17 protein-coding genes are annotated in these 26,266 nt (G+C 45.1%); 16 read left to right on the top strand and 1 reads right to left on the bottom strand.

The window, feature by feature from the left end; all coding sequences use genetic code 11:
- Positions 1–114: 114 nt before the first annotated feature.
- The 5 genes from NSQ99_RS17910 to NSQ99_RS17890 all read left to right on the top strand — a co-directional run bounded on the left by NSQ99_RS17910 (position 115) and on the right by NSQ99_RS17890 (position 4,450).
- Positions 115–1,259 (top strand): IS3 family transposase gene (locus tag NSQ99_RS17910; protein ID WP_340836217.1). Its coding sequence is split into 2 segments (ribosomal slippage): positions 115–388 and positions 388–1,259, totalling 1,146 coding nucleotides; the frame shifts between segments, so codons are not numbered across the junction.
- Positions 1,260–1,464: 205 nt separating this feature from the next.
- Positions 1,465–2,133 carry a hypothetical protein gene (locus NSQ99_RS17905; RefSeq protein WP_251667578.1) on the top strand — a complete coding sequence of 223 codons (669 nt, stop codon included), beginning with the start codon at positions 1,465–1,467 and terminating at the stop codon, positions 2,131–2,133.
- Positions 2,134–2,238: 105 nt separating this feature from the next.
- The gene (locus tag NSQ99_RS17900) at positions 2,239–2,655 is read left to right on the top strand and encodes a DUF6157 family protein (protein WP_340838245.1); all 417 of its coding nucleotides are present in this window, start codon (positions 2,239–2,241) and stop codon (positions 2,653–2,655) included.
- Between the two features lie 268 nt (positions 2,656–2,923).
- Complete coding sequence (locus tag NSQ99_RS17895; protein WP_251667580.1) at positions 2,924–3,301, top strand: hypothetical protein; 378 nt, start codon at positions 2,924–2,926, stop codon at positions 3,299–3,301.
- Positions 3,302–3,481: 180 nt separating this feature from the next.
- Positions 3,482–4,450 carry an ArsR/SmtB family transcription factor gene (locus NSQ99_RS17890; RefSeq protein ID WP_251667581.1) on the top strand — a complete coding sequence of 323 codons (969 nt, stop codon included), beginning with the start codon at positions 3,482–3,484 and terminating at the stop codon, positions 4,448–4,450.
- A gap of 397 nt (positions 4,451–4,847) precedes the next feature.
- Here NSQ99_RS17890 and NSQ99_RS17885 read toward each other — a convergent pair whose 3' ends face one another.
- Positions 4,848–5,834 carry a glycoside hydrolase family 43 protein gene (locus NSQ99_RS17885; protein WP_251667582.1) on the bottom strand — a complete coding sequence of 329 codons (987 nt, stop codon included), beginning with the start codon at positions 5,832–5,834 and terminating at the stop codon, positions 4,848–4,850.
- A 237-nt stretch (positions 5,835–6,071) separates the two neighbouring features.
- Here NSQ99_RS17885 and NSQ99_RS17880 point away from each other — a divergent pair, with 237 nt between their 5' ends.
- The 11 genes from NSQ99_RS17880 to NSQ99_RS17830 all read left to right on the top strand — a co-directional run bounded on the left by NSQ99_RS17880 (position 6,072) and on the right by NSQ99_RS17830 (position 25,849).
- The gene (locus NSQ99_RS17880) at positions 6,072–9,989 is read left to right on the top strand and encodes an alpha-L-arabinofuranosidase C-terminal domain-containing protein (protein ID WP_340838242.1); all 3,918 of its coding nucleotides are present in this window, start codon (positions 6,072–6,074) and stop codon (positions 9,987–9,989) included.
- A gap of 918 nt (positions 9,990–10,907) precedes the next feature.
- Entirely contained in the window at positions 10,908–12,314 is a 1,407-nt protein-coding gene (locus tag NSQ99_RS17875) for an ABC transporter substrate-binding protein (RefSeq protein ID WP_340838239.1), read from the top strand.
- 102 nt (positions 12,315–12,416) lie between these two features.
- A complete protein-coding gene (locus NSQ99_RS17870; RefSeq protein WP_340838237.1) occupies positions 12,417–15,395 on the top strand; it encodes an extracellular solute-binding protein in 2,979 nt (992 codons plus the stop codon).
- Positions 15,392–16,357, top strand: coding sequence for a carbohydrate ABC transporter permease (locus tag NSQ99_RS17865; protein ID WP_251667586.1), 966 nt, complete (start codon positions 15,392–15,394; stop codon positions 16,355–16,357). The genes NSQ99_RS17870 and NSQ99_RS17865 overlap by 4 nt, the downstream gene beginning before the upstream one ends.
- Positions 16,357–17,226: a carbohydrate ABC transporter permease gene (locus NSQ99_RS17860; protein WP_251667587.1), complete on the top strand. Its 870-nt coding sequence runs from the start codon at positions 16,357–16,359 to the stop codon at positions 17,224–17,226. Before NSQ99_RS17865 ends, NSQ99_RS17860 begins: the two co-directional genes overlap by 1 nt.
- Positions 17,227–17,236: 10 nt before the next feature.
- Positions 17,237–18,736, top strand: a complete 1,500-nt coding sequence (locus NSQ99_RS17855; RefSeq protein WP_340838235.1) for a hypothetical protein — start codon at positions 17,237–17,239, stop codon at positions 18,734–18,736.
- Positions 18,733–19,347 (top strand): Yip1 family protein, encoded by a 615-nt coding sequence (locus NSQ99_RS17850; protein ID WP_251667589.1) that lies wholly within the window; start codon positions 18,733–18,735, stop codon positions 19,345–19,347. Before NSQ99_RS17855 ends, NSQ99_RS17850 begins: the two co-directional genes overlap by 4 nt.
- Before the next feature lie 12 nt (positions 19,348–19,359).
- On the top strand, positions 19,360–21,861 hold the full coding sequence (locus tag NSQ99_RS17845; RefSeq protein ID WP_340838231.1) for a DUF5696 domain-containing protein: 2,502 nt from the start codon (positions 19,360–19,362) through the stop codon (positions 21,859–21,861).
- A 22-nt stretch (positions 21,862–21,883) separates the two neighbouring features.
- Positions 21,884–22,741 (top strand): carbohydrate ABC transporter permease, encoded by an 858-nt coding sequence (locus NSQ99_RS17840; RefSeq protein WP_340838230.1) that lies wholly within the window; start codon positions 21,884–21,886, stop codon positions 22,739–22,741.
- 4 nt (positions 22,742–22,745) lie between these two features.
- Positions 22,746–23,726, top strand: coding sequence for a carbohydrate ABC transporter permease (locus tag NSQ99_RS17835; RefSeq protein WP_340838228.1), 981 nt, complete (start codon positions 22,746–22,748; stop codon positions 23,724–23,726).
- A gap of 557 nt (positions 23,727–24,283) precedes the next feature.
- On the top strand, positions 24,284–25,849 hold the full coding sequence (locus tag NSQ99_RS17830; RefSeq protein ID WP_340838227.1) for a glycoside hydrolase family 43 protein: 1,566 nt from the start codon (positions 24,284–24,286) through the stop codon (positions 25,847–25,849).
- Positions 25,850–26,266: the final 417 nt, after the last annotated feature.

Here is a 26,266-nt window from a genome sequence, read left to right as displayed (position 1 = left end):
AAACGCCTACCTAGATCAAAGGAACTGCCCCCATAACGTGAGACACATCAAAACACCTTCAAGAAATGTAAATCATGTCGTAAGATATGAGTACAACTTGGAGGTGTATTTTTTATGAGCACAAGAGTAAGTTATCCTGTTGAAGTTAAAATGAAAGCAATAGAAATGAGACTTCAGGGGTTCCCTGTTAAACAAGTGATGGAAGAACTGAACATCCGAAATAGAAGTCAACTAAAAATATGGATGAAATGGTATCGTGAGGGTCAGCTTCACCGTTTAGATCAGCCTGTAGGGAAACAATATTCGTATGGAAAAGGTCCGGAGTTTGCTTCTGAAACGGAAAAATTACACGCAGAGATTCGGTTCTTAAAGCAACAAATAGACGTGCTAAAAAAGTACAAAGCGTGGGAAAGGACGTGGATAGAGAGGTAGCCACTAGCTTTATCAAACATCATGTAGAGCTGCCTGTTAAACTAGTTTGTGAGATATTAAACATATCAAGAGCGACGTATTATCGTTGGAAGAAACATCAGAAGAGCGAGCAAAATGAAACACTTGTTATGCTTATTCGTCAGTACTGTATGTCACATAAATTTAGATTAGGTTATCGTAAAATTACAGCGTTGATCAATCGGACCATTCATGTGAATCACAAAGTTGTACAACGTATTATGCAGCAATATGGCTTACAATGCCGTGTAAAGCCTAAGAAACGCAACCTAATTGGACAACCATCCACCGTGGCAGAACATATACTTAAACGTGAATTCAAGGCAGAACGTCCCCTTCAGAAACTCGTTACGGATATTACTTACTTGCCATTTGGACAGCAGATGTTGTATCTTTCGAGTATTAAAGACTTGTATAACGGTGAAATCATTGCCTATACCATCCGTTCGAAACAAGATACAGAATGTGTACTTGATACACTGAATCAGCTTCCAGAGTTACCCTCCGATTGTTTATTACATAGCGATCAAGGTTCGGTATACACATCGAATACTTACCAAGATGCGGTAAAACAAAAAGGCATTACCATGAGCATGTCCCGTAAAGGTACACCCGCTGATAATGCCCCCATTGAATCGTTTCACGCCTCTCTAAAGTGCGAAACATTCTATCTCGACCATTTGACCTGTACGACGACTGCAATCGTTGAACAGACAGTCAGAGAATATATTTATTATTATAACCATTTTCGCATTCAAGCGAAACTAAATAACCAGTCTCCGATTGAATTTCGGAAACTGGTTGCATAGAAGGTGTTTTGATCCCTGTCTCAAAAACGGGGGTCAGTTCCAAACATCTGAGGTAGGTGTTTTTTGGTCTAGGGGACACACATTACAACATATGTCTTCAAATGTAACTATACAATCGATGACTTCAATATAGGGTTAGTTTATGGATATATAGAGAAACAGACATGGATATGCTTAAGTTTTCATCTACAAGGAGGGGTGCTCGTTGGTGTGGAGAAGAAAGGCATGGATTTATAGTATGTTGCTATTCATTTCGTTGTTATTTCTTATGGTTGACCATCGTGGACTGAATTTTGGGGATCATATCTTTCGATGGTTTGGACTTCCAGCGTGGAGTAGAGGAGATCAGGGCTTACATTATTCAGTCGTATTAGGGTTGATCTTAACCTTATTATGCGGCAATCTTGTAATTCGTCACTTTAGAAAAAAATATAATAAAGTGGCAAGAAAAGTCGTAGTCGCTTGTATATTATTGTTTATACTTTTTCCTCTCGTGACAAAGTGGGCGCTAATGCTTGTACATGTAAACGACACTGGATTAGCCGTACTTGATTATTCGAAAAAAGATTATCGCTGCAGCTATACGACAAATGAAGGGATTGTATCGTATCGTTGTACGATTCAGTTATTTAATTACGGAAAGGAAAAGGTAGTGGTAAACATAAAACCAATACTGGAGAGAGTGTATGAACGAACAAGTGATTACCCCGCTATTGAAATTCAGTATAGGCAAGTGACTCTAGAGCCTAGATCGGGCGCTACATACTCGATGACCTTTGAGAGTAAGCCTACAGAACAAGCTTCTTTCGGGAGTAATCGCAATGGCGGTGTAAGCTTTCTATTAGATGGTCAAGAGAAGCATGTGCAGTGGTAGGGAATTAGGCGCCAAGTGAAGTGACTACAATGGTAATGAAATAGAAGAACAACAATAGCTTTATATTGGTGTTAACAAAGTAACGAATTAGAAGGAGGAGCTTGAATGAGAAAGGATCACAATCACTACAATATGTTTGTTGAAGTTGCAGAGGATTGTCCAGTGACGGCTGGACAAATTCCAGTAGCAAAAGATGAAACTACGAAAACCATTGCAGTACTTCAATATGAAATGATAGCTGAACAGCCTTACACGTATACACAAGAGGACGTATTATTCGAGGTATATGCCCATCGCAACAACATTCCCGTTGAACGTAGAGAGGAAGAACGGGAAAAGTTCTTTTCTAAAGGTCAACCGTGCCTTCGAACCTCAGCCCTAGGTAAGCGTTATGGCTGGGGAATACATCACAATGCCGAAGGAAAGCTGGCATTATATGCGGTTGATTCCGCTGAGTATCACGCATTAAAAAATGATGAAAGGATGAAGCATGTGAGAGCAATGCGCTCCAGTCGCAAGTAAGTTAACGAGAATTGAGGACTATGCGTTCAGTCGCAAGTAAGTTGTCGAGAAGAGAGCTGAGGACTATGTGCTCCAATCGCAAGTAAGTTAACGAGAATTGAGAGCTATGCGTTCGGTCGCAAGTAAGTTGTCAAGAAGAGAGCTGAGAACTATGCGCTCCAGTCGCAAGTAAGTTAACGAGAATTGAGATAAATTGACTCCAGACGTCCCATATAAGTAATCAAATAGTAAGACTGTGCTTAACATATCCACTTTTTAGGAGGTTAATATGATAGCAGCATGGATTGGAAGCATATTGTTTTTCGCAGTTGCTATATTGTACATACTGTTAGCTTTAGGTTTACCATATGGGGAGCTAGCAATGGGCGGGAAGCACAAAGTCATGCCGAAAAATATGAGATTTGCTATTGTAATTTCGGTATTTGTTCAGTTGTTTGCCATCCTCTGTATACTCCAAGCAGGTCACGTGATTTCTATTGAAGCAATAGCTTCATTTGCTAAAGGCGCATGTTACTTCTTTGCGTTTTATCTCATTATTAATACCGCTATGAATGCTATTTCTAAAAGTAAAAAAGAAAAGCTTGTAATGACACCTTTATCGTTTATTACGGCGATCTGTTTCTTTATTACAGCATTATATAGTTAAATTGATTTACATAGTATTTTAGGATGACAGACAGAATAGAAAAATATAGTCTGTTGTTTGTTTTAACCTGCTGATACATAACAAATTGGACATATGCTCAAAAAGAACTACAAAGAAATGATTTATGTTATACTTAATTATGTTATTATTGTTAATAAGTATATTAATAGGGTGGTTAATATGAAAATAGACATTTCACAGCATTCCTTGCCCGTGTATGAGGCGTTGGCAAGTAATGTGCGTATCGAGATGATTCGTTTGTTGGCAGTGAAATCCATGAATATAAAAGAGCTTGCTGATGCTATGGGATTAAGTAGTGCGATTATGACGATGCATGTGAAAAAGCTTGAGCGTGCAGGCATTATTAAGTCTTCCATGCAACCAGGTAAGGGTGGCGCTAAGAAGGTTTGTACACTAGTTACCGATTCTATCGAAATTATTTTTCCGCCGAAGGTTGAAAGCGTATATCGTGACTGCCACGTGACGGAAGTTTCGGTCGGTCACTACACTGATTTTGAGGTTACACCAACTTGCGGATTAGCAACTACAGTAAAGGTGATTGGAATGTTCGATGAACCTCGTGCATTTCTTGAGCCAGAGCGAGTAAATGCGAAAATTCTTTGGTTCGGTCAAGGCTATGTTGAGTATCGATTAGCCAACTATTTGAATAAAAATGAGATTCCTGTTGAGCTGGAAATCTCAATGGAAATCTCGTCTGAGGCACCCTTTGCTAACGAAAACTGGCCGTCGGATATTACGTTTAATTTGAATGGAATCGATCTTGGAATGTGGACGAGTCCTGGTGACTTTGGTGGCGACAAGCAGCGTGGACGTTATACACCTGATTGGTGGTGGGACGAAATTAACCAATACGGACTACTCAAGGTGCTAAAAATTAACCAAGAGGGTACTTTTATAGATGGAACGAAAATTTCCGAGGTCAAGCTATCTGATCTTGATCTGGAAATAACGCAGTGGAAGTTTAGAATCTCAGTTCTCGAGGATGCAGAGAATGTTGGGGGCGTTACCTTGTTTGGTAGCGGGTTCGGTAACTATAACCAAGACATCGTGTTCAAGCTGTATTATGATCGCAAGCTAACAGATATGGAAGTACAGGAATTGCAGGCTTCCTCTAAAACGAATAAATAAATCAATCTCATGAATCTCTTGCATTGTTTAAGCAATGGCACAACGACAACTAAGCATGAGCATAGGCCATAAATTGAGCGATATTCGCTTCAATGGCCCTTGCGCATGCTTTTTTGCTTTCCATGATATACGCTTATGAATAAAAAAGCCCGGACCACTGCTTTTACAATAAGCAGAGGACCGAGCTAATGTGTTAACGAGAGGTACTAGATAGCTAGACCTATCATTAAATAATGCTAGCCTAAACAATCAAACTAATCTCAACGTAAAAGCTATAATTTAACAATCAATAGAAGACTGTTCAATGCTTTAAGCTACTATCTAATCATATACCTATGCAACTAATGTTGATAGAGCTGTAACTTTTAGATCATAGCGAGCGGTATGTCGATATTCGCTAGGCTTTTACACCTGCTGCTAATGGAATTGATGACTTAGCTAACGGCTTGCCAAAGTCAGGGAAGCCTGATGGCGTCCATTTTATAGGCTGCACGCAAGTATGGCGGTTTGGTACATACAGCGGATCTCCAATCATTTCCTTACAGTCGCGGGCATGATAAACAAGTATATCTGTTTCTCCATCCTCGGCAACAGTAAAGCTGTTATGTCCAGGACCAAACATGGAATGCTCTTCATGTGTAGTGAAGACTGGAGCAGGTGATTTGTGCCAAGAAGCAGGATCAAGCAAGTTGCTGTTCTCATCTGCCCACAGCAAGCCCATACAATAATTATGATCTGTAGCGCTTGCAGAATAAGTAATGAAGATTCTTCCGTTTCGTTTAATAACGGCTGCACCTTCATTCACAAGGAAGCCGATTTTCTCCCAATCATATTCTGGGGTAGAGATGCACGCTTGTTGATCTGAGATTGTCCATGGGTTAGCCATCGGTGCGATATATAGATTAGAATTTCCTTTAATGCTCGGGTCCTTTTGTGCCCATACATAATAACGAACACCATGATGCTCGAACGTTGTAGCATCTAAAGAGAAAGACTCCCATTTTGTTTTAACTTGACCTTTCTCAACCCAAGGACCATCAAGTGGATTGCTTGCCTCGCACTCAAGTGCAAACATACGGTGATCGAATAAGCCATCGTTAGTTTCTGTTGTGCGTGCAGCGGCAAAGTAGATGTACCACTTTTGATCAATATAATGAATTTCAGGGGCCCAAATGTTCGCACTCATTAGACCAGAATCATGCTTTTTCCAGCATACAACAGGCTCAGCATCTGCAAGACCATTGATCGTCGTTGCTCTACGCAGCTCTATACAATCATAGGCTGGCACCGATCCAGTGAAGTAATAGTAACCATCTGTGTGTTTATAAATCCAAGGATCAGCTCGCTGAGGAATAATCGGGTTTACGTACTCAGTGGTAGACATAGGGTAAAATCAATCCTCCTCATAGTAAGTTAGTTAATAAAAACATTAAGTATTTACAATAATATTAATATCACACAAACCTACTGCTTTGTCTAGTGTTTAATTTAAAAACAGATAGAAAACAGGCAAAAACCTATACATAAAGGTGTTTTTCTTCATTCAACTATTGAAAAAAGGGACGGTGTAGGTTAAACTGATTCGCATAAAGGTTAATATTTAATTAATTTATTAATAATAATGAGGATTGGCGGTGGTCTTGTGACAGATGTACACATACAGCAACGATTGATATTACATTATGCTAAGACAACGGATGAACGAGTTGGTTTGTCAGCCGAAGCTGCGAATAAAGCAACAACCGATGCGGCACAAAAAGCAACAACCGATGCAGCGCAAAAAGCGGAGGTGTTGGCAAGTGAAAGAGCCGATGCTTCGCAAGGAGCTGTGGCACAAACACAAACACAGGCTCAAGCGCAAGCTGGCTCCGATTGTTCTGGTTTGGACAATCATGCAACCGTTTACGGAAAGGTTGCGGCTAAACAGTTGAAGGGCAGACCAGCGATCGTATTTGAAGGAGGCGTGCATGGAAGTGGCTACTTACAGCTTCCAGCGGGGATACTGGCTGAGGTTAATGACTATACAGGACTAACGGTTGCGAGCTGGATTTATTTAGAGCCGGGACAAAGTGTATGGGAACGAATTTTTGACTTCGGTGAAGGACCGCAGGGACCGTATATGTTCCTGACGCGGAATTTGCGAGGTGTATGCTTTAACGGCTCCGATCTTGCAGTAGACTACAATAAGCAGCTTCCAGTTGGTGAGTGGATTCACGTTGCGTTAGTTGTAAGCGGTACAAATGGCGCGACGGAAAGCAAGGCTGGTCCAAAGCTTTACTTGAACGGGCAGCTTGTCGTCGATGGGACGATTAGTCAAACCTCGAGTGGCACATATCTTGCTTATCGGCAGTGGCTTGCTACGCTCGAAGGCGAAGGGTATCGCCAAAATTATATTGGTCATTCCCAATTTGCAGCCGATCAAGATTTTAGAGGGGCGATTTCTGACTTCAGATTGTATGCAGCGACTTTGTCTGATGAGCAGGTCATCGAGCTAATGTGCGAAACATTAAGCGATGAGCAAATTATCGAGCTTGCAAGACAGATCGACATTACGCTGCCAACCTCTATCGTGACTGAATCGCTAGAGCTACCTGAGGAACTATTGAAAGGACTCGTTACGGTAGAGTGGACTTCCTCTAACCCAGAGGCTCTATCTCATCGAGGCATCATTAATACACAACTAGAAAAGCCGCAGGCCATTACGCTTACAGCAGCATTAACTAGAGGAGCAGCAAGCTATCAGACCTCGATGGAGCTAACAGTGCTTCCAGCGTCTACTGTTCCATATGAAATCGTCCTTAAGCCTAATGGCAAATCAGAACAGGTCAGTCCTGTTATGTATGGTTTGTTCTACGAGGATATTAACAACGCTGCCGATGGCGGTATCTATGCAGAGCTTGTCCGCAATCGCAGCTTTGAGGCGTTTAGCTTCGATAGCTTCTCTCACGTATGCGGTGAGCACGGTCACTCCACTGGCCGCAGACGTAATCCTCTAGAGGGCTGGTACGGCGATGTTGATCGAGTGGAGGTATGCAGCGAAGGCGGACTTAATGAGTACTTTAAGCTGACGGACGCTGAAGTGAATAATACCTATATTACCGCACCTGCGGGTGCTACGCTTATTAATAAGGGCTTCAATGACAGCAATCATCATTGCGCGATGTCCTTTATCGCTGGAGACAGCTACAACTTTACCATATGGGCTTACTCAGTTAATTCCACCAATCTGCATATTGTACTGCAGGACGCAGAGGGCAAAGCGATCAGTGAAGAGCTGGAGCTGCAGATCGATTCTGATGGAAATTGGCGCAAGTACGGCGTCGAGCTGCCACTAACACTGACAGCGACAGAAACGGTGCTTGGTCAGCTGGCAATTACGTTCAGTGATGAGACGTCGATTGATATGGTTTCGCTATTCCCAGAAAAGGTATGGGGAGCACAGGAAGAGGAAGGCTCGCCATCGGCTCATCGCAACTATAGCGGTAACAGCAACTATCGCTTACGCAAGGATATGGTTGTCGCACTGCAAAATATGAAGCCGAAGTTTCTACGCTTCCCTGGCGGCTGTATCTCAGAGGGCTCGCATGTATGGGAGAACGTATATGATTGGAAGCAGTCAGTTGGCGAGATTGAAGTTCGCAAGGAGAACTTTAACGTTTGGGGCTATATGATGACGCTTGGGCTCGGCTACATGGAATACTTCCAGCTGGCAGAGGATCTTAATGCTACACCATTGCCGGTTATGGCATGCGGTGTGCTCTGTCAGGCGCGCAGTGATTATGCGAATCCTGCTGGCGGTGCATTAAGAGATTACTATATTAAAAACTTTACAGATTTAATAGATTTCGCAATTAGCGAGGACTTTGAAGGAAATGAATGGGCAAAGCTGCGGGCGACGATGGGTCATCCAGAGCCGTTCGATCTACGTTATCTCGGTGTCGGCAACGAAAACTGGGGGACAGAGTTTTTTGCAAATTTTGAAGTGTTCAAAACGGCAATCGACGCTTACATGGAGAAGCATTATCCAGGTCGTGAGCTGATCATTATATCTACAGTCGGAGCACAGGCAGACGATGACGCTTATCAGCAGGGATGGAAGTTTTTGCGTGGACAATACAAGGGCTCTGAGACGATCGCATTTACTGATGGAAGCGAGCGAATCGTGGAAACAGTAGAGTGGTACAGCGAGCAGTCGAATTATATGGATACAATTGTTGACGAGCACTATTATCGCTCGAACGATTATTTGCTGCGCAACGCTGATCGCTACAATTATTATTTCCGTGCGTACGATGAGCAGGGGCAGCTGGATGAACGATTAACCTCTAAGGTATTTGTAGGTGAATATGCATCAAACGATAAAAACACATTGGCAGGAGCGATTGCTGAAGCAGCGATTATGACTGGCTTCGAAAACAATGCCGATGTTGTGCGATTAGCTGCTTATGCACCGTTGTTCAATAAGGTGCTGACCGACGGCTCATACCGCTGGACGCCGGACTGCATTTGGTTTGATGATACAGATATATGGTTTACACCTAACTACTATGTGCAGACGATGTTTGCTTCGAATATCGGTACAGAAACTGTTCCAAGTGACTACTATACGTATCGTCGCGGTAAAAAGGTTCGCTTGAAGCCAGAGGGAGGCATTTCTCTATCGACAGCAGCTGGACATGTTGTGCTGAAGTCAATCGCGATTAGATCACATAACGGAGAGCTGCTTTTTGAACAGGACTTTACGCAGCAGCTTGCAAAGCAGTGGCGCTGGCTTACTGGCAGCGATTCGTCTATGTGGGAGGAAGGTGTCGGTGTAACGCTTAAGCCGAACGGACACAAACGCACGGGGCTATATCTCGATGTGAATTGGAGCGGGGTGCAGGTCGATGTTATTGCACATCATGTCACGAGTGATGATGGACTGTATGTCGGCGTTGGCTTGCAGAATCCGAACAGCTCTAAGCACGATGTCATTGAATATGTAGCTGGACAGGACGGAAAAGCGACTGGAATCAAGGTGTTCAAGCAAGGAATTGAGGCATATACGCTTGGAGATTTTGCGTCAAGCACGATGGCGGGCAATATGCGAGCTGCCTATGATGAGCAGCTAGAGTCTGATACTACGTACAGCTATAGCGTGGTGTATGGTGGAGAGCACGGCGATCAGCTGAGCTGCCGTCACCGCAAGCTGGATGAACAGAGCTATCGATTTGATAGCACGTACAAGCTGGAGGCTTATAATGATGAGGTGTTCTACTCCGTGACACGCGATGAAACTCATCTATATATGAAGCTTGTGAATGCTGATCCGACTGCCAAATCGGTCACCATCGATCTAACTGAGCTGGATGTAAAAGAACAATTTGCATTGACGACTTTGACGGGCGATAAAGAGCTGCTCCACACTCCTAATGTGAATAAGAAGAATGCAGAGCTTATCGTACCTGTTAATGCAAAGGGTAATATTAAAGACGGCAAGGCACTGCTTAAGCTGCCGCCGCATGCTGTTCAGACCGTCGTGTGGGAGCTGGAACGCTAGTAGTAGAATGCTAGATAGATGTTAATTGAAGAGATGACTTGACTTATGAGGTAATATAAAAGGCAAATTAACATCATAAAATGCGAGACAAAAGTTGCAATCGTAAAGGATGCAGGCTGATTGCTGAGGGTTAGAGGTAGAGGAGTATGCCGCTTAAGAATAAGCAGCAGAAGAATGATTACTGGCTTGGCTGATGCCGAGCCAGTAATCCTATACTTGCGAATGGCTATGCAAGGACAAGCTTAGCCATTGCGATAATTAAAGCTGCCACAGAGCTACATGAGGGGTGATCTAATAAGGTAACATCTGCTCACAAAAGCAGGCTTGGATCTAATAAGGTATCATCTGCTCACAAAAGCAGGCTTGGATCTAATAAGGTATCATCTGCTTACAAAAGCGGGCTTGTATCTACTAAGGTAGCAATTGCTCACTAAAGCGGGCTTGTATCTACTAAGGTAGCATCCGCACTACTAATGCAGGCATGGGTCTATTACGGTAGCATCTGCTCTACTATTCGACTAGGAGCATCTACTATTGCATGGTTGATCTATTACAACAGCCTACTATAATAGGGGCAGGAGCCACCCCTCTAATATGGAATAAAAAAAAGTAGAAAGTTTATTGTTTATGTATTGACTAATCATTAATAAATAAGTAATCTATTAACATAGACATAAACGATAACCACTTTCGTCTATGGTGACGCTTTCTTTCCAGCCTACATAAATTGAGACTTTCTTTTTTTAACGCATGTGTAAGCGATTGCAAACACATGGAGAAAAACTAAAGATTTCGTTAACAAAAATGCTTGGAAAGTAACGTAAAAAAGATGGTTTCGTTAATGTTTATATTAATTAGTATACATCAGGGGTCATACATTAAAGCTTCTCCAACAAATACAAATTAGGAGGTAAAGACATGAGATTTGCAAAATTCAGTAAAATGACATTCGCATTGCTAGCATTGATTCTTGTATTAGCTGCTTGTTCTGGTGGCAACTCCGGTACAACGACAAACAACGGTAATAATGAAGGATCAACGCCTACGAATGTTGAGCAGACAAATGATGGTGGTACGGATGCTGAAACACCAGCAGCTGTCGAAGAGGATTTTGGCAAAGATGTTTCTGGTGAAGTTTCTATTTGGGTATTTAACGAGAATGTATTCGAGGAAGTAGCAGAAGCATTTATGGCTGAATATCCAAATATTAAAGTAAACACTGTGTTCGTTCCGTTTGCAGAGCTGCACGACAACCTGCAAACAGCACTAGCGAGCGGCACGGGTGCACCTGACATTGCAGAGGTTGAAGTGGGTAACTTCACTCGTTATGTAACAGGTGGCGTGTTGGAGGATCTTCTTGCAGAGCCTTATAACGCTGGTAAATATAAAGATCTAGTTCCTGCATACAACTGGGAGCGCTGGATGAGCCCAGACGGAACACAGCTGTTAGGTATGCCGTGGGATTCTACGCCTGGGGTTTGGTACTACCGCGCTGATATCGTAGAGGAGCTAGGCTTCCCAGCTGATCCAGAAGAGCTTGGTGAATTCATTAAAGACGGTGAGAACTTCCTTCAGCTTGCACAAGCTGCAGCAGCACAAGGCAAGCAGGTTATGGAATGGCGTGATGGTCCGATCCACTGGGCTGGTGACGAGATCGGATACTTCGATGATAATTTAGGCTGGGTTCGTGAAAACGACAAGCTAGTTCAAGTTCTTGACTACACAAAACGCGGCAATCAGCTTGGCTGGGCACCGCATCTAGCATACGGTACAGATGAAGGTAAGCCGCTTGTACAATCTGGTCAATTGATGGGTATGGCTCTAGGCTCTTGGGGTGCACGTGACCTAGAGGTTAACTTCCCAGAGCAAGCAGGTAAATGGAGAGTTACGAACCTACCGTTCGACATTAACTTCCCAATCGGTGGTTCAAGCTTCGTTATTCCTTCTCAATCTGAGAATAAAGAAGCCGCATGGGTATATCTACAATGGGCAATGCGTTCACAAACAGCTTGGGAGATTTGGACAAAGTACTCCATCCAGCCTGGTTATACGGACATTGCTCAACAAGATTGGTATGCAAGTCATAAGAGCGAATTCCTTGGCGGTCAAGAGGATTACAAGCTATATGAGAAGATCGCATCCGACATCCCTACAAAACGTCTAAATCCGCTAGATGGTGCGGCTTGGAACATTTGGGTGCCTCGTATTCTTGATGCGCTTGATAACAACGTAGACTCTCGTACAACGCTTCAGTTAGCGAAGGAAGATGTTGAATCGATGCTTGCTGAGGATCTTGCTAAGCTTAAGGCTGATCTAGGTAAGTAACACGAAAGCAATGATACTGACAATCCGAATCAAGTCGCCCCGACTTGATTCGGATTATTTATCCGTGCAATTAGCTAACAAATTAAGATTGGGGGGAGCAGCTTGGTCAGATTTTTGAAAAAGTATACAGGAACCATACTGATATTAATCGTGCTGGCATCATTGCTAGTGTGGTGGAATAACAATCGCAGCTTCGACCAAAACGTAATGGCCGATGTGCCACGCCATGATAATTTGGATGAAGCGTCACTATTAGATGGAGAAAATACAAGTGCGTTACTAGAGCAATCCTATTACAAATACTATTACGGTTATGTAGGTCAAGGTGCCACAGATGTTCAGGGTATACATCTTACGATCCCTTCCATGGATTACAGCGCAATTAGCGACAGTGGTACAACGGTAGAGCGTCAGCTGGACGGTAAGTTCGGTGATGTTATCGCATTACGCGATGAGAAAAGCTGGGTAGAGTATGAGGTGGACATTCCTCAGGACGGCTTCTATATGATCGGTATGGACTATTATGCGCTTGAAGGCAAGCGTTCAGGTCTAGTTAGAAGTATTCAAGTGGATGGAGAATATCCATTCTATCAAGCAAAGCAAGTGGAATTCCAGCGCATGTGGCAGGAATATGGTGAGCCGTGGTATGACAACCAGGGCAATGAGTACAATCCGAAGCGCCAAGAGGTATTCGGATGGCAGTATCGTGACTTTATCGATTCAGAGGCTAAAGTAGCACAAGGATTCCGTTTTTTCTTTAGCAAAGGCAAGCATACGATTCGTATCGAGGCGATTCGTGAGCCTGGTGCAATTGGTGAGCTTCATGTCTATGCACCGCCAGTAATTCCTACATACGAGGACGTGGCAGCGCAGTATGCACAAGACAACCTTAAAGCAACGACAGGTCATTATTTAACGTTCCAAACAGAGCTTGCGACGTTAAGATCTGATCCAACATTAAAACGAATAGAAGACCGCGAGCCTGATACTGTTCCTTTCAATAGTGAAGCGATCGTGCTTAATAGCTTTGGAGGCTTAAGCTGGCGAGAAGGTGGTCAATGGGCTGAATGGGAGATCGATGTTCCCGAAAGTGGTTTATACAATATAGGAGCTAGATTCGGACAATGGTTTCTGAATGGCTTCCCTGTGCAGCGCAAAGTTTTTATTAACGGTGAGCTGCCATTTATCGAGATGAATTCAGTGCCGTTCCCTTATAAGCAAGAATGGCAAATTAGCAACTTCAGCCAATCGAATGAAGAGGATTACTTGTTCTATCTGAATGAAGGCAAGAACACGATTCGTATGGAGGTTCAAGTTGGAGATCTTGGCGAGGTGCTAGAGCTCGTTACTGATACATCTCAGAAAATGTCTGAGCTGACACGTGAAGTTATTCGAGTTACAGGAACGAACCCTGACCCGAATGCGGACTGGAAGCTAGATCGTAATATTCCGAATATCGTAGAGCGTCTGCAGAGCATGGCGTGGAATATCGAGGATGCGATTACGATGCTGTCATTGTTCGGTGTTGATGAAGGCAGCTCGGAGATTAGTACGCTTTACGAGGCGAGAGGCGTGCTTGTTGATATGTCTGAGAATACACGCTCTATTCCGGCTCGTTTGAATCAGTTTAGAGAATTACAATCATCACTTGGGATCTGGGTTAACGGCTTAAGTAAACAAAGCTTGCTTATGGATTACTTAATCGTGAAATCTCCGGATCAGGATTGGCCAAGACCTGCTGCACCGATCTATACGCGTATTGGCACAAGCATTAGCGATCTACTGCTAACCTTTAGAAAAAATTACGGCGGAGTAGGTACTGTTTATAGCGATGATGAAGAAGTGCTTGATGTATGGGTTGCGCGTGGTCGTGACTGGGTCGACATTATTAAGCAAATGATCGATGAAGACTTTACACCGGAAACTGGCATTAAGGTTAATGTAAACGTTATCCCTGCCAACCAGTCACAGGTGCTAATGCTCGCTAACACCTCAGGTCTGGCGCCAGACGTTGCACTTGGTGTAGATGGCGAGGTGCCGATTGACTTTGCGGTGCGTAATGCACTTATCGATCTAGGCAGCTTCGATGACTATGAAGAGGTAGCTGCACGCTTCCGTCCAGGAGCGCTTATTCCTTATAAGTACAACGGTGGAAACTTTGCACTTCCTGAGAATCAAAACTTCTACATGCTATTCTATCGCAAAGACATTATGGCGGAGCTTGGCTATGGGGAAGAGGATATGCCGGAAACATGGGAAGACGTTATGGAGCTCATTCCTATATTGCAGCAAAACGGTATGGATTTCTTCTATCCGCATGCGATCAATGATACGAAGCAGGCAATTAATGAATTCGCACCGTTCCTATTCCAGCATGGCGGAGAGTTTTATTCCGAGAACGGCAGCAAGTCCGCATTAGATTCGCCAGAGGCTATTGAAGCAATGCGGATGTGGACGGGATTATTTACGAACTACAAGATCGAGAAGCAGGCTGATTTCTATAACCGCTTCCGCTCGGGCGAGATGCCAATTGGTGTAGCTGACTACTCTACGTACATTCTACTATCCACTGCAGCACCTGAGCTGACAGGCTGGTGGGGCATGAAGCCAATGCCTGGTATGCGTCAAGAGGATGGTAAGATCAATCGTTCAACGGGTGGTCTTGCTCAAACAGGTATGATTTTCAAGGATACGGAGTTTCCAGAGCAGTCGTGGGAATTCCTGAAATGGTGGACTAGCGCCGATGCACAGGAGCGCTTTGGATCTGAACTCGAAGCATTGCTTGGTGTTGAGGCTCGCTGGAATACAGCCAATGTTGAAGCATTGCAGCGTTTGCCATGGCAAGCAGAGGATATTGAAGCGATTCTTGAGCAATGGGAATGGTTCCGTGAGCGCGAGGTCGTGCTTGGTGGTTACTATACGACACGTTATATCGCTAATATATGGAACGAGATCGTACTAAATGGTCGAATTGTCCGCGAATCGGTTGAGGATGGCGTTAAGGAAATTGATAAAGAGCTAGCCAAAAAACGAGAAGAGTTTGGTCTAGATGATGTTGAACAAGGAGGGACGACAGAATGATAGCTGAAAAAACAGAGACACAGGCAGGAGCAGTAATGGCCCGTTCTGAGTCCCGCTTTAAGAAAAAAATGCAGCTCTTCTGGGCTGATGTGAAACGCAGTAAGGTGTCGCTACTTTTTGTAGCGCCCTTCCTGCTCCTGTTTACGCTTTTTATCGTCGTACCGATTATTATCTCGGTATCGCTAAGCTTCTCGTACTATAACATTTTAGAATCACCGCGCTTTATTGGGTTTTCCAACTATAAGCTTCTCTTTATTGAAGATGATATTTTTATGCAGGCTGTTGGGATCACACTCAAGTTTGCGATTATTACTGGTCCAATCGGCTACATTATGGCGTTTTTACTTGCATGGTTAATTAGTCAAATTCCAACGAAATATCGGTTTTTCTACACGCTATGCTTCTACACGCCATCGATTGCCAGTGGAACCGCGATGTCCGTTGTTTGGCTTTATATGTTTGCAGGGGACCGGAAAGGTTTGCTCAATCACTGGCTCATTCAGCTTGGAATTTTTGATGAGCCGTTCTTATTCCTACAGGATATTCGCTCCATCGTGCCGGTTATCGTTATCGTTTCGCTATGGATGAGCATGGGTGTAGGCTTCCTTGCCTTCCTTGCCGGCTTGCAGAACGTACCGACTGATTTATATGAAGCGGGTGATATTGACGGTATTCGCAACCGCTGGCAGCGCCTATGGTATATTACCGTTCCATCGGTTAAGCCGCAGCTGCTGTTCGGCGCCGTTATGCAGGTCGTCGCCTCGCTGCAAGTATTCGATATTAGTGTGCAGCTCGTTGGTTTGCCGAGTCCGCTTTATGCAGGTCACACGATATTGACGCATCTGTTCGACTACGCATTTATTCGATTCGAGATGGGCTATGCATCTGCCATTGCAGTGGTGCTGTTCTTGCTGATGATGGGCTTGAACCGCCTAATCTTTAATCTGTTGGGGAGGGATTAATGATGTCTCGATTACGATCCATAAGAAGAAGAATTGACTGGGGCGGCATTGGTCTCTATACCTTTCTAACAGCGTTTGGGTTGTTAATGCTTATGCCGCTCGTATATCTTGCGTCCACAGCGCTCAAGCCAATTAGTGAGCTGTTTCTGTTCCCGCCAAGATTTTTCGTAATGAATCCAACGATGGTTAACTTTCGTGACCTGTTGCTCGTTACAGGAACATCTGCGGTACCATTTATTCGTTATATCGTGAACAGCATTATCGTCACGGCAGGTATTGTCGGCGGTGGTGTCATTATTTCAGCGCTAGCAGCTTATCCGCTTGCTAAGCACAATATGGTGTTCAAAAAGTTTTTCTTCGATCTCATCGTAGCGTCTCTGATGTTCTCTCCGCTTGTACTGCAAATTCCACAGTACTTGATCATGAGTAAATCAGGTCTGATGAATACGTACTTTGCCTTGATCCTGCCATACTTGGCAGCTCCAGTAGGAATGTTCCTAATGGTACAGTTTCTGCGTCAGATTCCAGATGCATTATTGGAAGCAGCACGGATCGATGGGGCGTCAGAATGGAAAATATTTTGGTCAATCGTTATGCCTATGCTGAAGCCGGCCATTGCTACGTTCGCATTGTTCAGCTTCATTAGCGCATGGAATGATCCTTACCCAGCGATGGTGTATACAACGAGTGAAAACATGAAGTCTCTGCCGCTTGCTATTCAGACAATTCAAGGGGGAGCCGGAGTGATCGCGCGTGTGGGTACATTCGCTGCAGCCAGCTTTTTGATGATTATTCCTACGCTGCTCGTCTTTATCGGAACGCAGCGCATGGTGCTTCAGACGATGGCTCACTCGGGCTTGAAGGAATAGGAGGGCAGCTATGAAACCATTAAAAAAAGTGCGAATCCTCGTGCTGATGGCGTTTATTATGGCCTTGCTAGCTTCCACCGCTCATGCGGCAACGCCCTATGAAAGCTATACGATCAATTCGCAAGGCAATGATATACGCTCTATTGCAGGGTTCGTGTATGACAGCTCGATAACAGGGCTTGATCTGGAATCAGGAGCATTTGTCCGACCAGAATCTCTGTTTATTACGAGTGATGGCATGATTTATATTGCGGATGCGGGCAATAACCGCATCGTTCAGCTCGATAAGCAGCATCAATTTGTACGTTTGATTGGAGACGCGGATGGCAAAGGCAAGCTTAGCGAGCCGAAGGGTGTCTACGTGAAGGAAGACGGTACGATTTACGTAGCGGATACGAAAAATGGCCGTATCGTTATCTTCAATGCAGACGGAACGTTTCAACAGGAGTTTTTGAAGCCGGAAAGTCCGCTCATTGGTGCGACGTTTTCCTACTCACCCTCCAAAATTATTCTTGATAAGCGCGACTATATGTATGTCGTTAGTGACGGGAATACGCAAGGTTTGATTCAGCTTGATCCGACCGGACAGTTCAAAGGCTTCTACGGCGCCAACCATGTTGGCTTCAGCTGGTCGAGATTGTTCATTCGGCTCATCGCCACTGAATCACAGCAGCAAAAAATTGCAACCGTTCGTCCAGCAGAGTTTTCCAACTTGGACATCGACAAGGAAGGGTTTATGTATACAACGACGATCGGTGAAGACTTCAATCAGATTAAGCGTCTATCACCTGTCGGTGTCGATACGTTAAACATGGGCTTCCAGCGACAATACGGTGATTTTTATAGTGCAGGTCCATTCTCGATGCCTTCATTCATTGGAGTGTCTGTCGATCAGAATGGGATCATTACTGCACTGGATCTACAGGCAAGTAAAGTGTTCCAGTATGACAAGCTGGGCAACTTCCTATTCGCCTTCGGCGGTGTAGGAGAGCAGCGCGGAATGTTTACAACGCCAGCTGATTTGGCGCAATCTGCCGATGGCAATATTTACGTTGTAGACCGTGGACGCAACTCCATCGAGGTGTTCCGTAAAACGCCTTTCGCGACCCTCGTACAAGAGGCGTCAACCTTGTATGTAGATGGACGCTATGAAGAGGCACAAGCGATGTGGCAGGAGGTTATTCGTCAGAACAGTAACTTCGAGATGGCCTACCAAGCGATCGGTAAAGCTCTTTATAAGGAAGAGAAATATAAAGAAGCGATGGAATACTTCAAGCTTGCAAGCGCACGCGGCGACTATTCGATGGCGTTCAAGGAATATCGCAAGGAGCTCGTGAAGGAAAACTTTGCAGTTATTGCGATCAGCGTAATTGTTCTGTTCATCCTGCTTCGTATCTACATTCCGAAGCTGTCACGCTGGCTTGCACGCAAGGTGAAGGAGAAGTCACAGCTGAAGCCAAGTGTACCAGTGAAGAAAAGCGTATTAGTAAAGGAGAGTGAGACGGTATGAGTCCATTTGTAATGATCCATAAAATCATGTTCCGTCCATTCGACTTTTTTGAGGATATTCAGAACCCTGGCATGGTGCGAATTAGGCAAGCGATCACGTTAATTATTTGCGCCTATCTAGCCCGAGTTGTCTCGATCTATCTTGTAGGATTTGCCTTCGAATCGCGGGAGGCGTATCAGATCTCGATTCTACAGGAAGCGATCTGGATTTTCGTGCCTTGGTTTACATGGTGTGTGGCCCATTGGGCCGTTTCAGCCATTCTAGATGGTGAGGGAAAATTTGTAGAGATTGTATATGGCAGTGCGTATGCGCTCGTCCCGTACATCGTGTTCATTATCCCCATTACGCTGCTTACTCAGTTTTTGGCGCTTGATGAATCCGGCATCGTCAATCTACTGACGAGTGCGATCTATCTATGGGTTATCTGGCTTTATCTACTTAAGGTTAAGGTGCTTCATAACTTTGATCTTCCGAAAACGCTATTTATTACATTTTTAAGTATTATTGCTGTACTTATTTTATGGTTTATATGCATTCTGTTGTTCGGCTTGGCGAATCAGTTCGTCAACTTCTTGTTCGATATCGTTAAAGAATTAAGGCTAAGAGGGTAGGGGGACTGCAAGATGAAGCGAAGAAACATAGGCTGGAAAAAACTAATCTTAGTTATGCTGCTTGCTGTCGTCCTCGTAAGCCAATCCTCTGCACTTTCTTCGATTGGAGATATTTATGCAGAGCAAGCAGGCGACACTGCAGCTTCTGCAGTGGAGAACGAGCAAGCTGAATCCGCTGTAGAAGGTGATGCTGGAGATCAAGCAGCGGCAGATGATGCAGCATCAGAGCAAGCGGATGCGGGGGCAACAAACAGTACTGAGCAAGTGGACGCAGCTGCATCGGATGCAGCTGGTGGCACAGAGCAAGCTGACGCTGCGGCGTCGGATGCAACTGGTAGTACGGAGCAAGCTCCAGCAACGGATGGGTCCGTTGCAATTGGTGGAGCAGCAGTACCGGTCGGTGGCGAAGTGACGCTCTCGAAGGTAACGGCGACGACTGAGGTGCTGAGCAATGACAAGTTCAAGCTATTCATTGATGAGGCAACGGGCAATGTTCGTGTCGTCAGCAAGCAGTCAGGAACGGAGTGGCTAGGTGCACCGCAGGTGCCGTCTACACTGCCGCCAAACAATAAAAAGTTCGTCGATTCTCCGCTCCATCTTCGTTATACAGAGGGCTCTGATATTACGACGACCTATTCTCTGAAGGATAGTACAACGACAACGAGCTATAAGGTAGAAGGCGATCAAGTGGTGCTCGATATTAACTTCGGTGCCGAAGGCATTGCTGTTCAGATGATCTATACACTTACTGATCGTGGCTTGCAGCTCGATATTCCGTTCGAAAGCATTGTAGAGAGCGGGTCGGCAAGACTGACGAGCTTGGAGCCGCTGCCGTTTTTCAATGGCGCGCTTGAAACAGATGAAGGGGCAATGCTCATTCCTGATGGTTCGGGTGCATTGCTTAACTTCCGTACGAATCACGAGCAGTACTTGAAGGGCTACTCGGAATACATCTATGGCAACGATACGACGTTTATCTCTCATACACACGATATGCTGTCAGCAGAGGGGAAACGCGGTAATACAATCCGCGAAAGCATTGCGCTTCCTGTGTTCGGTATATATCGCAATGGCGTCGGGTCGATGACCATCGTTCAGGACGGTCAATATGAAGCGAAAATTAACGCTAACCCTGCGGGCATTCGCGCAATTCCTGTTTACCGCAGCGCCGTAGAGTTTATGTACCGCAAAAACGATATTATTTTCATTGGTAATTCAGGCATGATTCCTTATTTCCAAGGTACGATGATCGCTGGTGATCGCAGTGCACAGTATGTGCTGCTTGAGAAGGAAGAGGCCAACTATGTCGGCATGGCAAAGGCTTATCGCAGCTATTTGCAAGAGGAGCAAGGTGTTACGCCAGTAGCCGATCAGGCGCCAAATCTATCGCTTAAGCTGTTCGGTGGCATATTGCGAGAGGAGATTATCGGAGACACCTTTATTAAGCTGACAACGTTCAAGCAGGCTGAGGAGATCATTGAAAGCTTAAAGGGGCTTGGCGTTGGCAATATCGTTGCCACCTATGAAGGCTGGACGAAGAATGGTGTGTACGGCGCACAGCCGCAGCATAAGGTTGCAAGGCAGCTTGGCGGCAAGAGCGGATTGAAGAAGCTTACTGCATTTACAGAGGAGCAGGGTGTACCGCTTTACTTGCGGGCTAACTATGTGAAGCCTTTTGAAGCAACGGGCAAATACAGTGAGCGCAAGGACGCTGTTCGCGGAATGGATCGTGAGCTGCTTGTTGCTACGATGTATTGGCCTAGTGACCGCTGGACGAAGAATTATCTAACCTTCCATTACTTGAAGCCGGAGCAAGCCTTAAACAAGTACTTGAAGAAGCAGGTTGATGATCTTGCAGCACTCGGGATAGATGGCCTGCAGCTTCAATATATGGGAGAGCTTATCTACTCAGATGAGGATAAAGCATCGATAACGGATCGTTCGGTCGCGGCAAATGCTTGGATCGAAAGCATGAGGCTAGTGAAGGAAGAGGTCGGATCGGTAGCCGTTGAATACGGTAACGCATATGCACTAGGTCTAGTTGATCGGATCGAGGATGTGCCGTTATTCCACAGCAATTACATTTATACAGATGAAGCGGTGCCTTTCTATCAGCTCGTCGTTCACGGACTTGTGCCTTACTATGCTGGTCCTATCAACCTGCGTGAGGATGCCGAAGTAGAATACTTGAAAGCAATCGAGTATGGTGCACTGCCAAGTGCAGAGCTGACTGGCGAGCTTAGCAGCAAGCTGCACCGTACAGCAGAAACGAGACTGTTCAGCTCTTATGCTGGAGACTGGACTGCGCAGATTGCAGAAGAATATGCAGAGCTGCTGCCGCTGTACGATGCTATCGCTGGCCAGCAGATGACGAATCATGAGTATCTAGCACCGAAGGTGTTCCGCACAAGCTATGCGAATGGAACTGCGGTTATCGTCAACTACAGCAATGAGGCAGTTACGGTGGATGGTGTAACGGTCGATAGCATGAACTATACATGGAGTAAGGGGTGAAGGAAGCAGCATGAAATTTAAAATGAATATGAGAAAACGTCACATCATGGAAGGCTATTCCTTCATCATGCTTTGGATTGTAGGATTTATGGCGTTTATGGCGATACCGCTTGGACGCTCCATCTACTATTCCTTTCAAAATCTATCACCGAGTAAGGCAGGGCTAGTTGCTGAGTATGTGGGGACGCAGCATTTTCGAGCAGCGTTTACCGTAGATGTGCAGTTTCTGCCGCTGCTGCAAAGCACATTTACGAATATGCTGACGCATGTTCCGCTCGTGCTGATCTTCGCAATGACCAGTGCCTTGCTATTGAATCGACATTTTAGAGGGCGTATGCTGTTCCGTGGAATTTTCTTCTTGCCTGTTATTATCGCTTCGGGTACGACGTTGAAGAAGCTGATGGAGCAAGGTGCGACGAATCTTCCGATCTTCCTGGATTATGATCTATACAATATGCTGCGCCTATTCATTCCAGGTGATCTGCTCATTAATCTGCTGACGTATGCAGATGCACTAACGATGGTTATGTGGGATGCGGGCGTACAGACGCTTATCTTCTTAGCGGGACTGCAGACGATCTCACCTGCGTTATATGAAGCTGCAAAATGTGACGGGGCTACGAAATGGGAAAGCTTCTGGAAGATTACCTTTCCTATGATTATGCCAATGATTTTGGTCAACACCCTGTTTACGATGGTTAGCTCCTTCACGCGTGCAGATAATGGCGTCATGGACTACATTAACCAGAGAGTGTTTGCAGAAAACAACTACGGATATGCTTCTGCTTTAGGCTGGATTTACTTCGTATTGATCTTCATTATGATCGGTATTGTATTCCTTCTATTTAGAAGAAGCTTATCGTCGATGGAAGGCAGGTAATCGTATGGCGAATCCGCAGCAATTTATAAATAACCTTAAGGTGAGCGATAAAATTAACCCTGCTGTGAAGTTTTACACGATTAAGAAAAGTAAAAGCTTTGTCGGCAATTTATTCTATTATTTCGTATTGCTAAGCTTATCCTTTGTGTTCTTGTACCCGCTCTTGTACATGGTATCCAAATCGTTAATGCAGACCTGGGATGTAGCAGATGCAACCGTTCGCTGGGTTCCGCATCAGCTTAACTTTCATAACTACGGCGTAGCATTTACGGAGATGAAGTATTGGCAAGGTCTATCGAACAGTACCATCATCTCGCTCGGGAGTGCGCTACTGCAGATCGTGTCTTGCTCGCTAATTGGCTACGGTTTTGCCCGCTATCGCTTCCCGCTGTATGGGTTATGGTTTGTGCTATTGATCTTTACATTCTTAGTTCCGCCACAGACGATCGTTGTACCGCTATACATGTTTTTTAGCGATCTAGGCTGGATCAATACGCATTTACCGTTCATTGTGCCGGCGGCCTTCGGTCATGGTTTGCAGGGGGCGCTGTTTATATTAATCTTTATCCAGTTCTACCGCCGCTTGCCGGCAGTGCTTGAGGAGGCAGCACGGATCGATGGAGCGGGCGCCTTCCGTACGTACTGGCAGATTATGTTCCCGCTTGGACGTCCTGCGATGATTACGGTGTTCCTGTTCTCGATCGTATGGCACTGGAACGACAACTTCCAGCCAAGTCTGTACTTGCGGCTTCCGCCATTCTACAATCTGGCACAGCGCATGAACGGCTTTTATGGTAAAGCTTCAATGACCGCCGATCAAATGAGTACAAGTGTTTCGTCGGGGGCAATAGGTATGGCTCCGACGGTTATGAATCAGATGATGGCCGGGGTTGTGCTGTCGGTAATTCCGATTCTTATCCTGTATTTGTTTGTGCAGAGGTACTTTGTGGAGAGCATCGAACGAGCAGGAATTGCAGGCGAGTAGTAGAGGTAGTTCAAAAAGCACAGGCTTGATGACGATGCTCTGCGTTGTAGCTTAGTCGGCGTCGAATCTTGAATTCAGCCGGGTCTTCCGGTGCTCACGTACCAACTACGTACGCTGTGCTCCTCAGACCCTAGCTTCTTTCAACCTTCTTGGTCCTGAAGCCCGAACTTTTTGAACCTTTATTGGAAGGGTAGTTCAAAAAGCACAGGCTTGATGACGATGTAGCGCGTTGTGGCGTAGTCGGCATCGAATATTGAATTCAGCCGAGCTTTCAGATGCTCACGTACCGAGAACGTACGCTGCGCTTCTCAATCTCTAGCTTCTTTCAATCTTCTCGGTGCTGAAAGCTGAACTTTTTGAACCTTTATTGGAAGGGTAGCTCAAAAAGTCTAACTTTGATCACGAAGTAACGCGCTGTAGCTTAGTCAAAGCTTCCGAAGTGACTTTTTGTTGCTGAGAAGCACATCAATACAAAAAGTCTGAGTTAATGCTTCCGATGTAACTTTCGTTGCAAAGAGGCACATAAACGAACGTACGAAAGTTTGTAGGAGGATTCAATGAATAAAAAATGGATGATTGCAATGAGCTGTGCTGCTGCGCTTCTGCTCGTGTCAGCTTGCAGCAAGGAGCAGCCTGCTCCTTCTGCGACGCCTGAGCAGACTGTCAATCAAGAGGATGGCGGCGAGCAGCAAAGCAAGGAGCAAGTGGAGGAGCAGGAAGAGACGCCTGCCCCCACTGAACAAATTACGATAGAAGAAGGTACTCCAGTGTTTACGAATGCATCTGTACATGATCCCTCCGTTATTTATGCGGACGGTATGTTTTATGTTTATGGTTCACATCTAGCTGCAGCAAAAAGTCCTGACCTCATGAATTGGACGCTTATCGGCACTGGTGTTGTCGATGGCAACCCTCTTATTCCTAACGTAAAGGAAGAGATGGCTGAAGCGCTGGAGTGGGGCCAGACGGAGACTTTTTGGGCTGGTGATGTGATTCAGCTCGCGGACGGAAAATATTACTTCTATTATAGTGTGTGTAAGGGAGACTCTCCGCGAGCTGCGATCGGTCTTGCTGTGTCCGATTCTCCTGAAGGTCCGTTCGAGGATCTTGGCATGTTCCTAAAGTCAGGCATGTGGGGGCAGCCGAGTGAGGATGGCACGATCTATGATGCGACGGTTCATCCTAATGCGATTGACCCACATGTGTTCTTTGATAAGGAAGGGCTGCTATGGATGGTATACGGCTCTTACTCAGGCGGAATTTTTATTATGGAGCTAGACCCTGCGACAGGCTTGCCGCTTCCTGATCAAGGCTACGGGAAAAAACTGCTAGGCAAAAACCATGTTCGTATTGAGGGGCCATATATTCAGTACAGCCCTGAAACGGATTATTACTACTTATTCCTATCATACGGTGGCTTGGATGCCAATGGCGGCTACAATATGCGCATTGCTCGCTCGAAGCAGCCGGATGGTCCTTATCTCGATTCAATGGGTAACGATCTCATTGATGCTCAAGGTCCACCAGGGTCGTTCTTCGATGATCGTGCGATTGAGCCGTATGGCGTAAAGCTGGTCGGCAACTTCATGTTCCGACGTCAGCCGGGTGAAAGCGGCGGCGGTGTTGGTGCTGGATATGTGTCGCCTGGACATAACTCCACGTTCCACGACGAGGAGAGTGGTAAGTACTTCAACATCTTTCATACTCGCTTCCCATTCCGAGGCGAAGGTCATGAAATTCGTGTGCATCAAATGTTTTTGAATGAGGATGATTGGTTCGTCATGGCGCCTCATCGATATGCAGGAGAAACGATTGGTACGTATACGAAGGAAGAGGCTGCTGGTGCATACAAGCTAGTGAATCATGGCCGCGATATATCGGCAGAGGTGAAAAACTCTATCGTTGTAGAGCTTCAAGCTGATGGCAAGATTACTGGCGAGCTATCAGGCAGCTGGGAGCTAAGCGGTGAGCACAATGCTACGCTTACGATTGACGAGGTTGTATATCGCGGAGTATTCCTGCGTCAGTATGACGAGCTAACGACACAGGAAGTTATGACATTCTCCGTTCTGTCTGAGGAAGGCATCTCCCTGTGGGGTAGTGCTGTTGCATTGAAGGAGTAATAAGAGCAGTACTGTCACATGGGACGTAATATCAAGGACAGCGTTGCTGTAATGAATCAGCAGTAACATGGGCACAGTAACATGAGTATATGAGTGCATGAACACAGTAACAGTAAGTTGATAACGTAGCTTCAGCACGCTATTGATGCTTATATCTAATATAGAAGCCAAGCAATAGCGTGTCTGAACTTCGTTGATCATAAGATGATAGAAGCAAGAAAGAAAGAAAGAAAGAAAGAAAGAAAGAAAGAAAGAAAGAAAGAAAGAAAGAGCAGCAAGATCGTACATTAGTAGCATTACAAATTATCACAATATTTTGAATTTTCAGTCACAAGGAAAGATATCTTGGCGCTCCATGGGATATCTTTTTACAGATTAGCATTTCACACAAGCATTTACCTCCGCAGATTCCACTCC

Origin of the sequence: Paenibacillus sp. FSL W7-1287 (genome assembly GCF_038004245.1) — a bacterium.
GTDB lineage: Bacteria > Bacillota > Bacilli > Paenibacillales > Paenibacillaceae > Pristimantibacillus > Pristimantibacillus camelliae.
Note: the sequence above shows the minus strand (reverse complement) of the source record. Positions and strands in the feature narration are given on the sequence as shown.

Excerpts from the sequence above, each read along its gene's own strand:
- NSQ99_RS17900 (WP_340838245.1), top strand. The coding sequence starts at position 2,239 with ATGAGAAAGGATCACAATCACTACAATATGTTTGTTGAAGTTGCAGAG.
- NSQ99_RS17895 (WP_251667580.1), top strand. The coding sequence starts at position 2,924 with ATGATAGCAGCATGGATTGGAAGCATATTGTTTTTCGCAGTTGCTATA.
- NSQ99_RS17890 (WP_251667581.1), top strand. The coding sequence starts at position 3,482 with ATGAAAATAGACATTTCACAGCATTCCTTGCCCGTGTATGAGGCGTTG.
- NSQ99_RS17885 (WP_251667582.1), bottom strand. The coding sequence starts at position 5,834 with ATGTCTACCACTGAGTACGTAAACCCGATTATTCCTCAGCGAGCTGAT.
- NSQ99_RS17880 (WP_340838242.1), top strand. The coding sequence starts at position 6,072 with ATGAGGATTGGCGGTGGTCTTGTGACAGATGTACACATACAGCAACGA.
- NSQ99_RS17875 (WP_340838239.1), top strand. The coding sequence starts at position 10,908 with ATGAGATTTGCAAAATTCAGTAAAATGACATTCGCATTGCTAGCATTG.
- NSQ99_RS17865 (WP_251667586.1), top strand. The coding sequence starts at position 15,392 with ATGATAGCTGAAAAAACAGAGACACAGGCAGGAGCAGTAATGGCCCGT.
- NSQ99_RS17860 (WP_251667587.1), top strand. The coding sequence starts at position 16,357 with ATGATGTCTCGATTACGATCCATAAGAAGAAGAATTGACTGGGGCGGC.
- NSQ99_RS17855 (WP_340838235.1), top strand. The coding sequence starts at position 17,237 with ATGAAACCATTAAAAAAAGTGCGAATCCTCGTGCTGATGGCGTTTATT.
- NSQ99_RS17850 (WP_251667589.1), top strand. The coding sequence starts at position 18,733 with ATGAGTCCATTTGTAATGATCCATAAAATCATGTTCCGTCCATTCGAC.
- NSQ99_RS17845 (WP_340838231.1), top strand. The coding sequence starts at position 19,360 with ATGAAGCGAAGAAACATAGGCTGGAAAAAACTAATCTTAGTTATGCTG.
- NSQ99_RS17840 (WP_340838230.1), top strand. The coding sequence starts at position 21,884 with ATGAATATGAGAAAACGTCACATCATGGAAGGCTATTCCTTCATCATG.
- NSQ99_RS17835 (WP_340838228.1), top strand. The coding sequence starts at position 22,746 with ATGGCGAATCCGCAGCAATTTATAAATAACCTTAAGGTGAGCGATAAA.
- NSQ99_RS17830 (WP_340838227.1), top strand. The coding sequence starts at position 24,284 with ATGAATAAAAAATGGATGATTGCAATGAGCTGTGCTGCTGCGCTTCTG.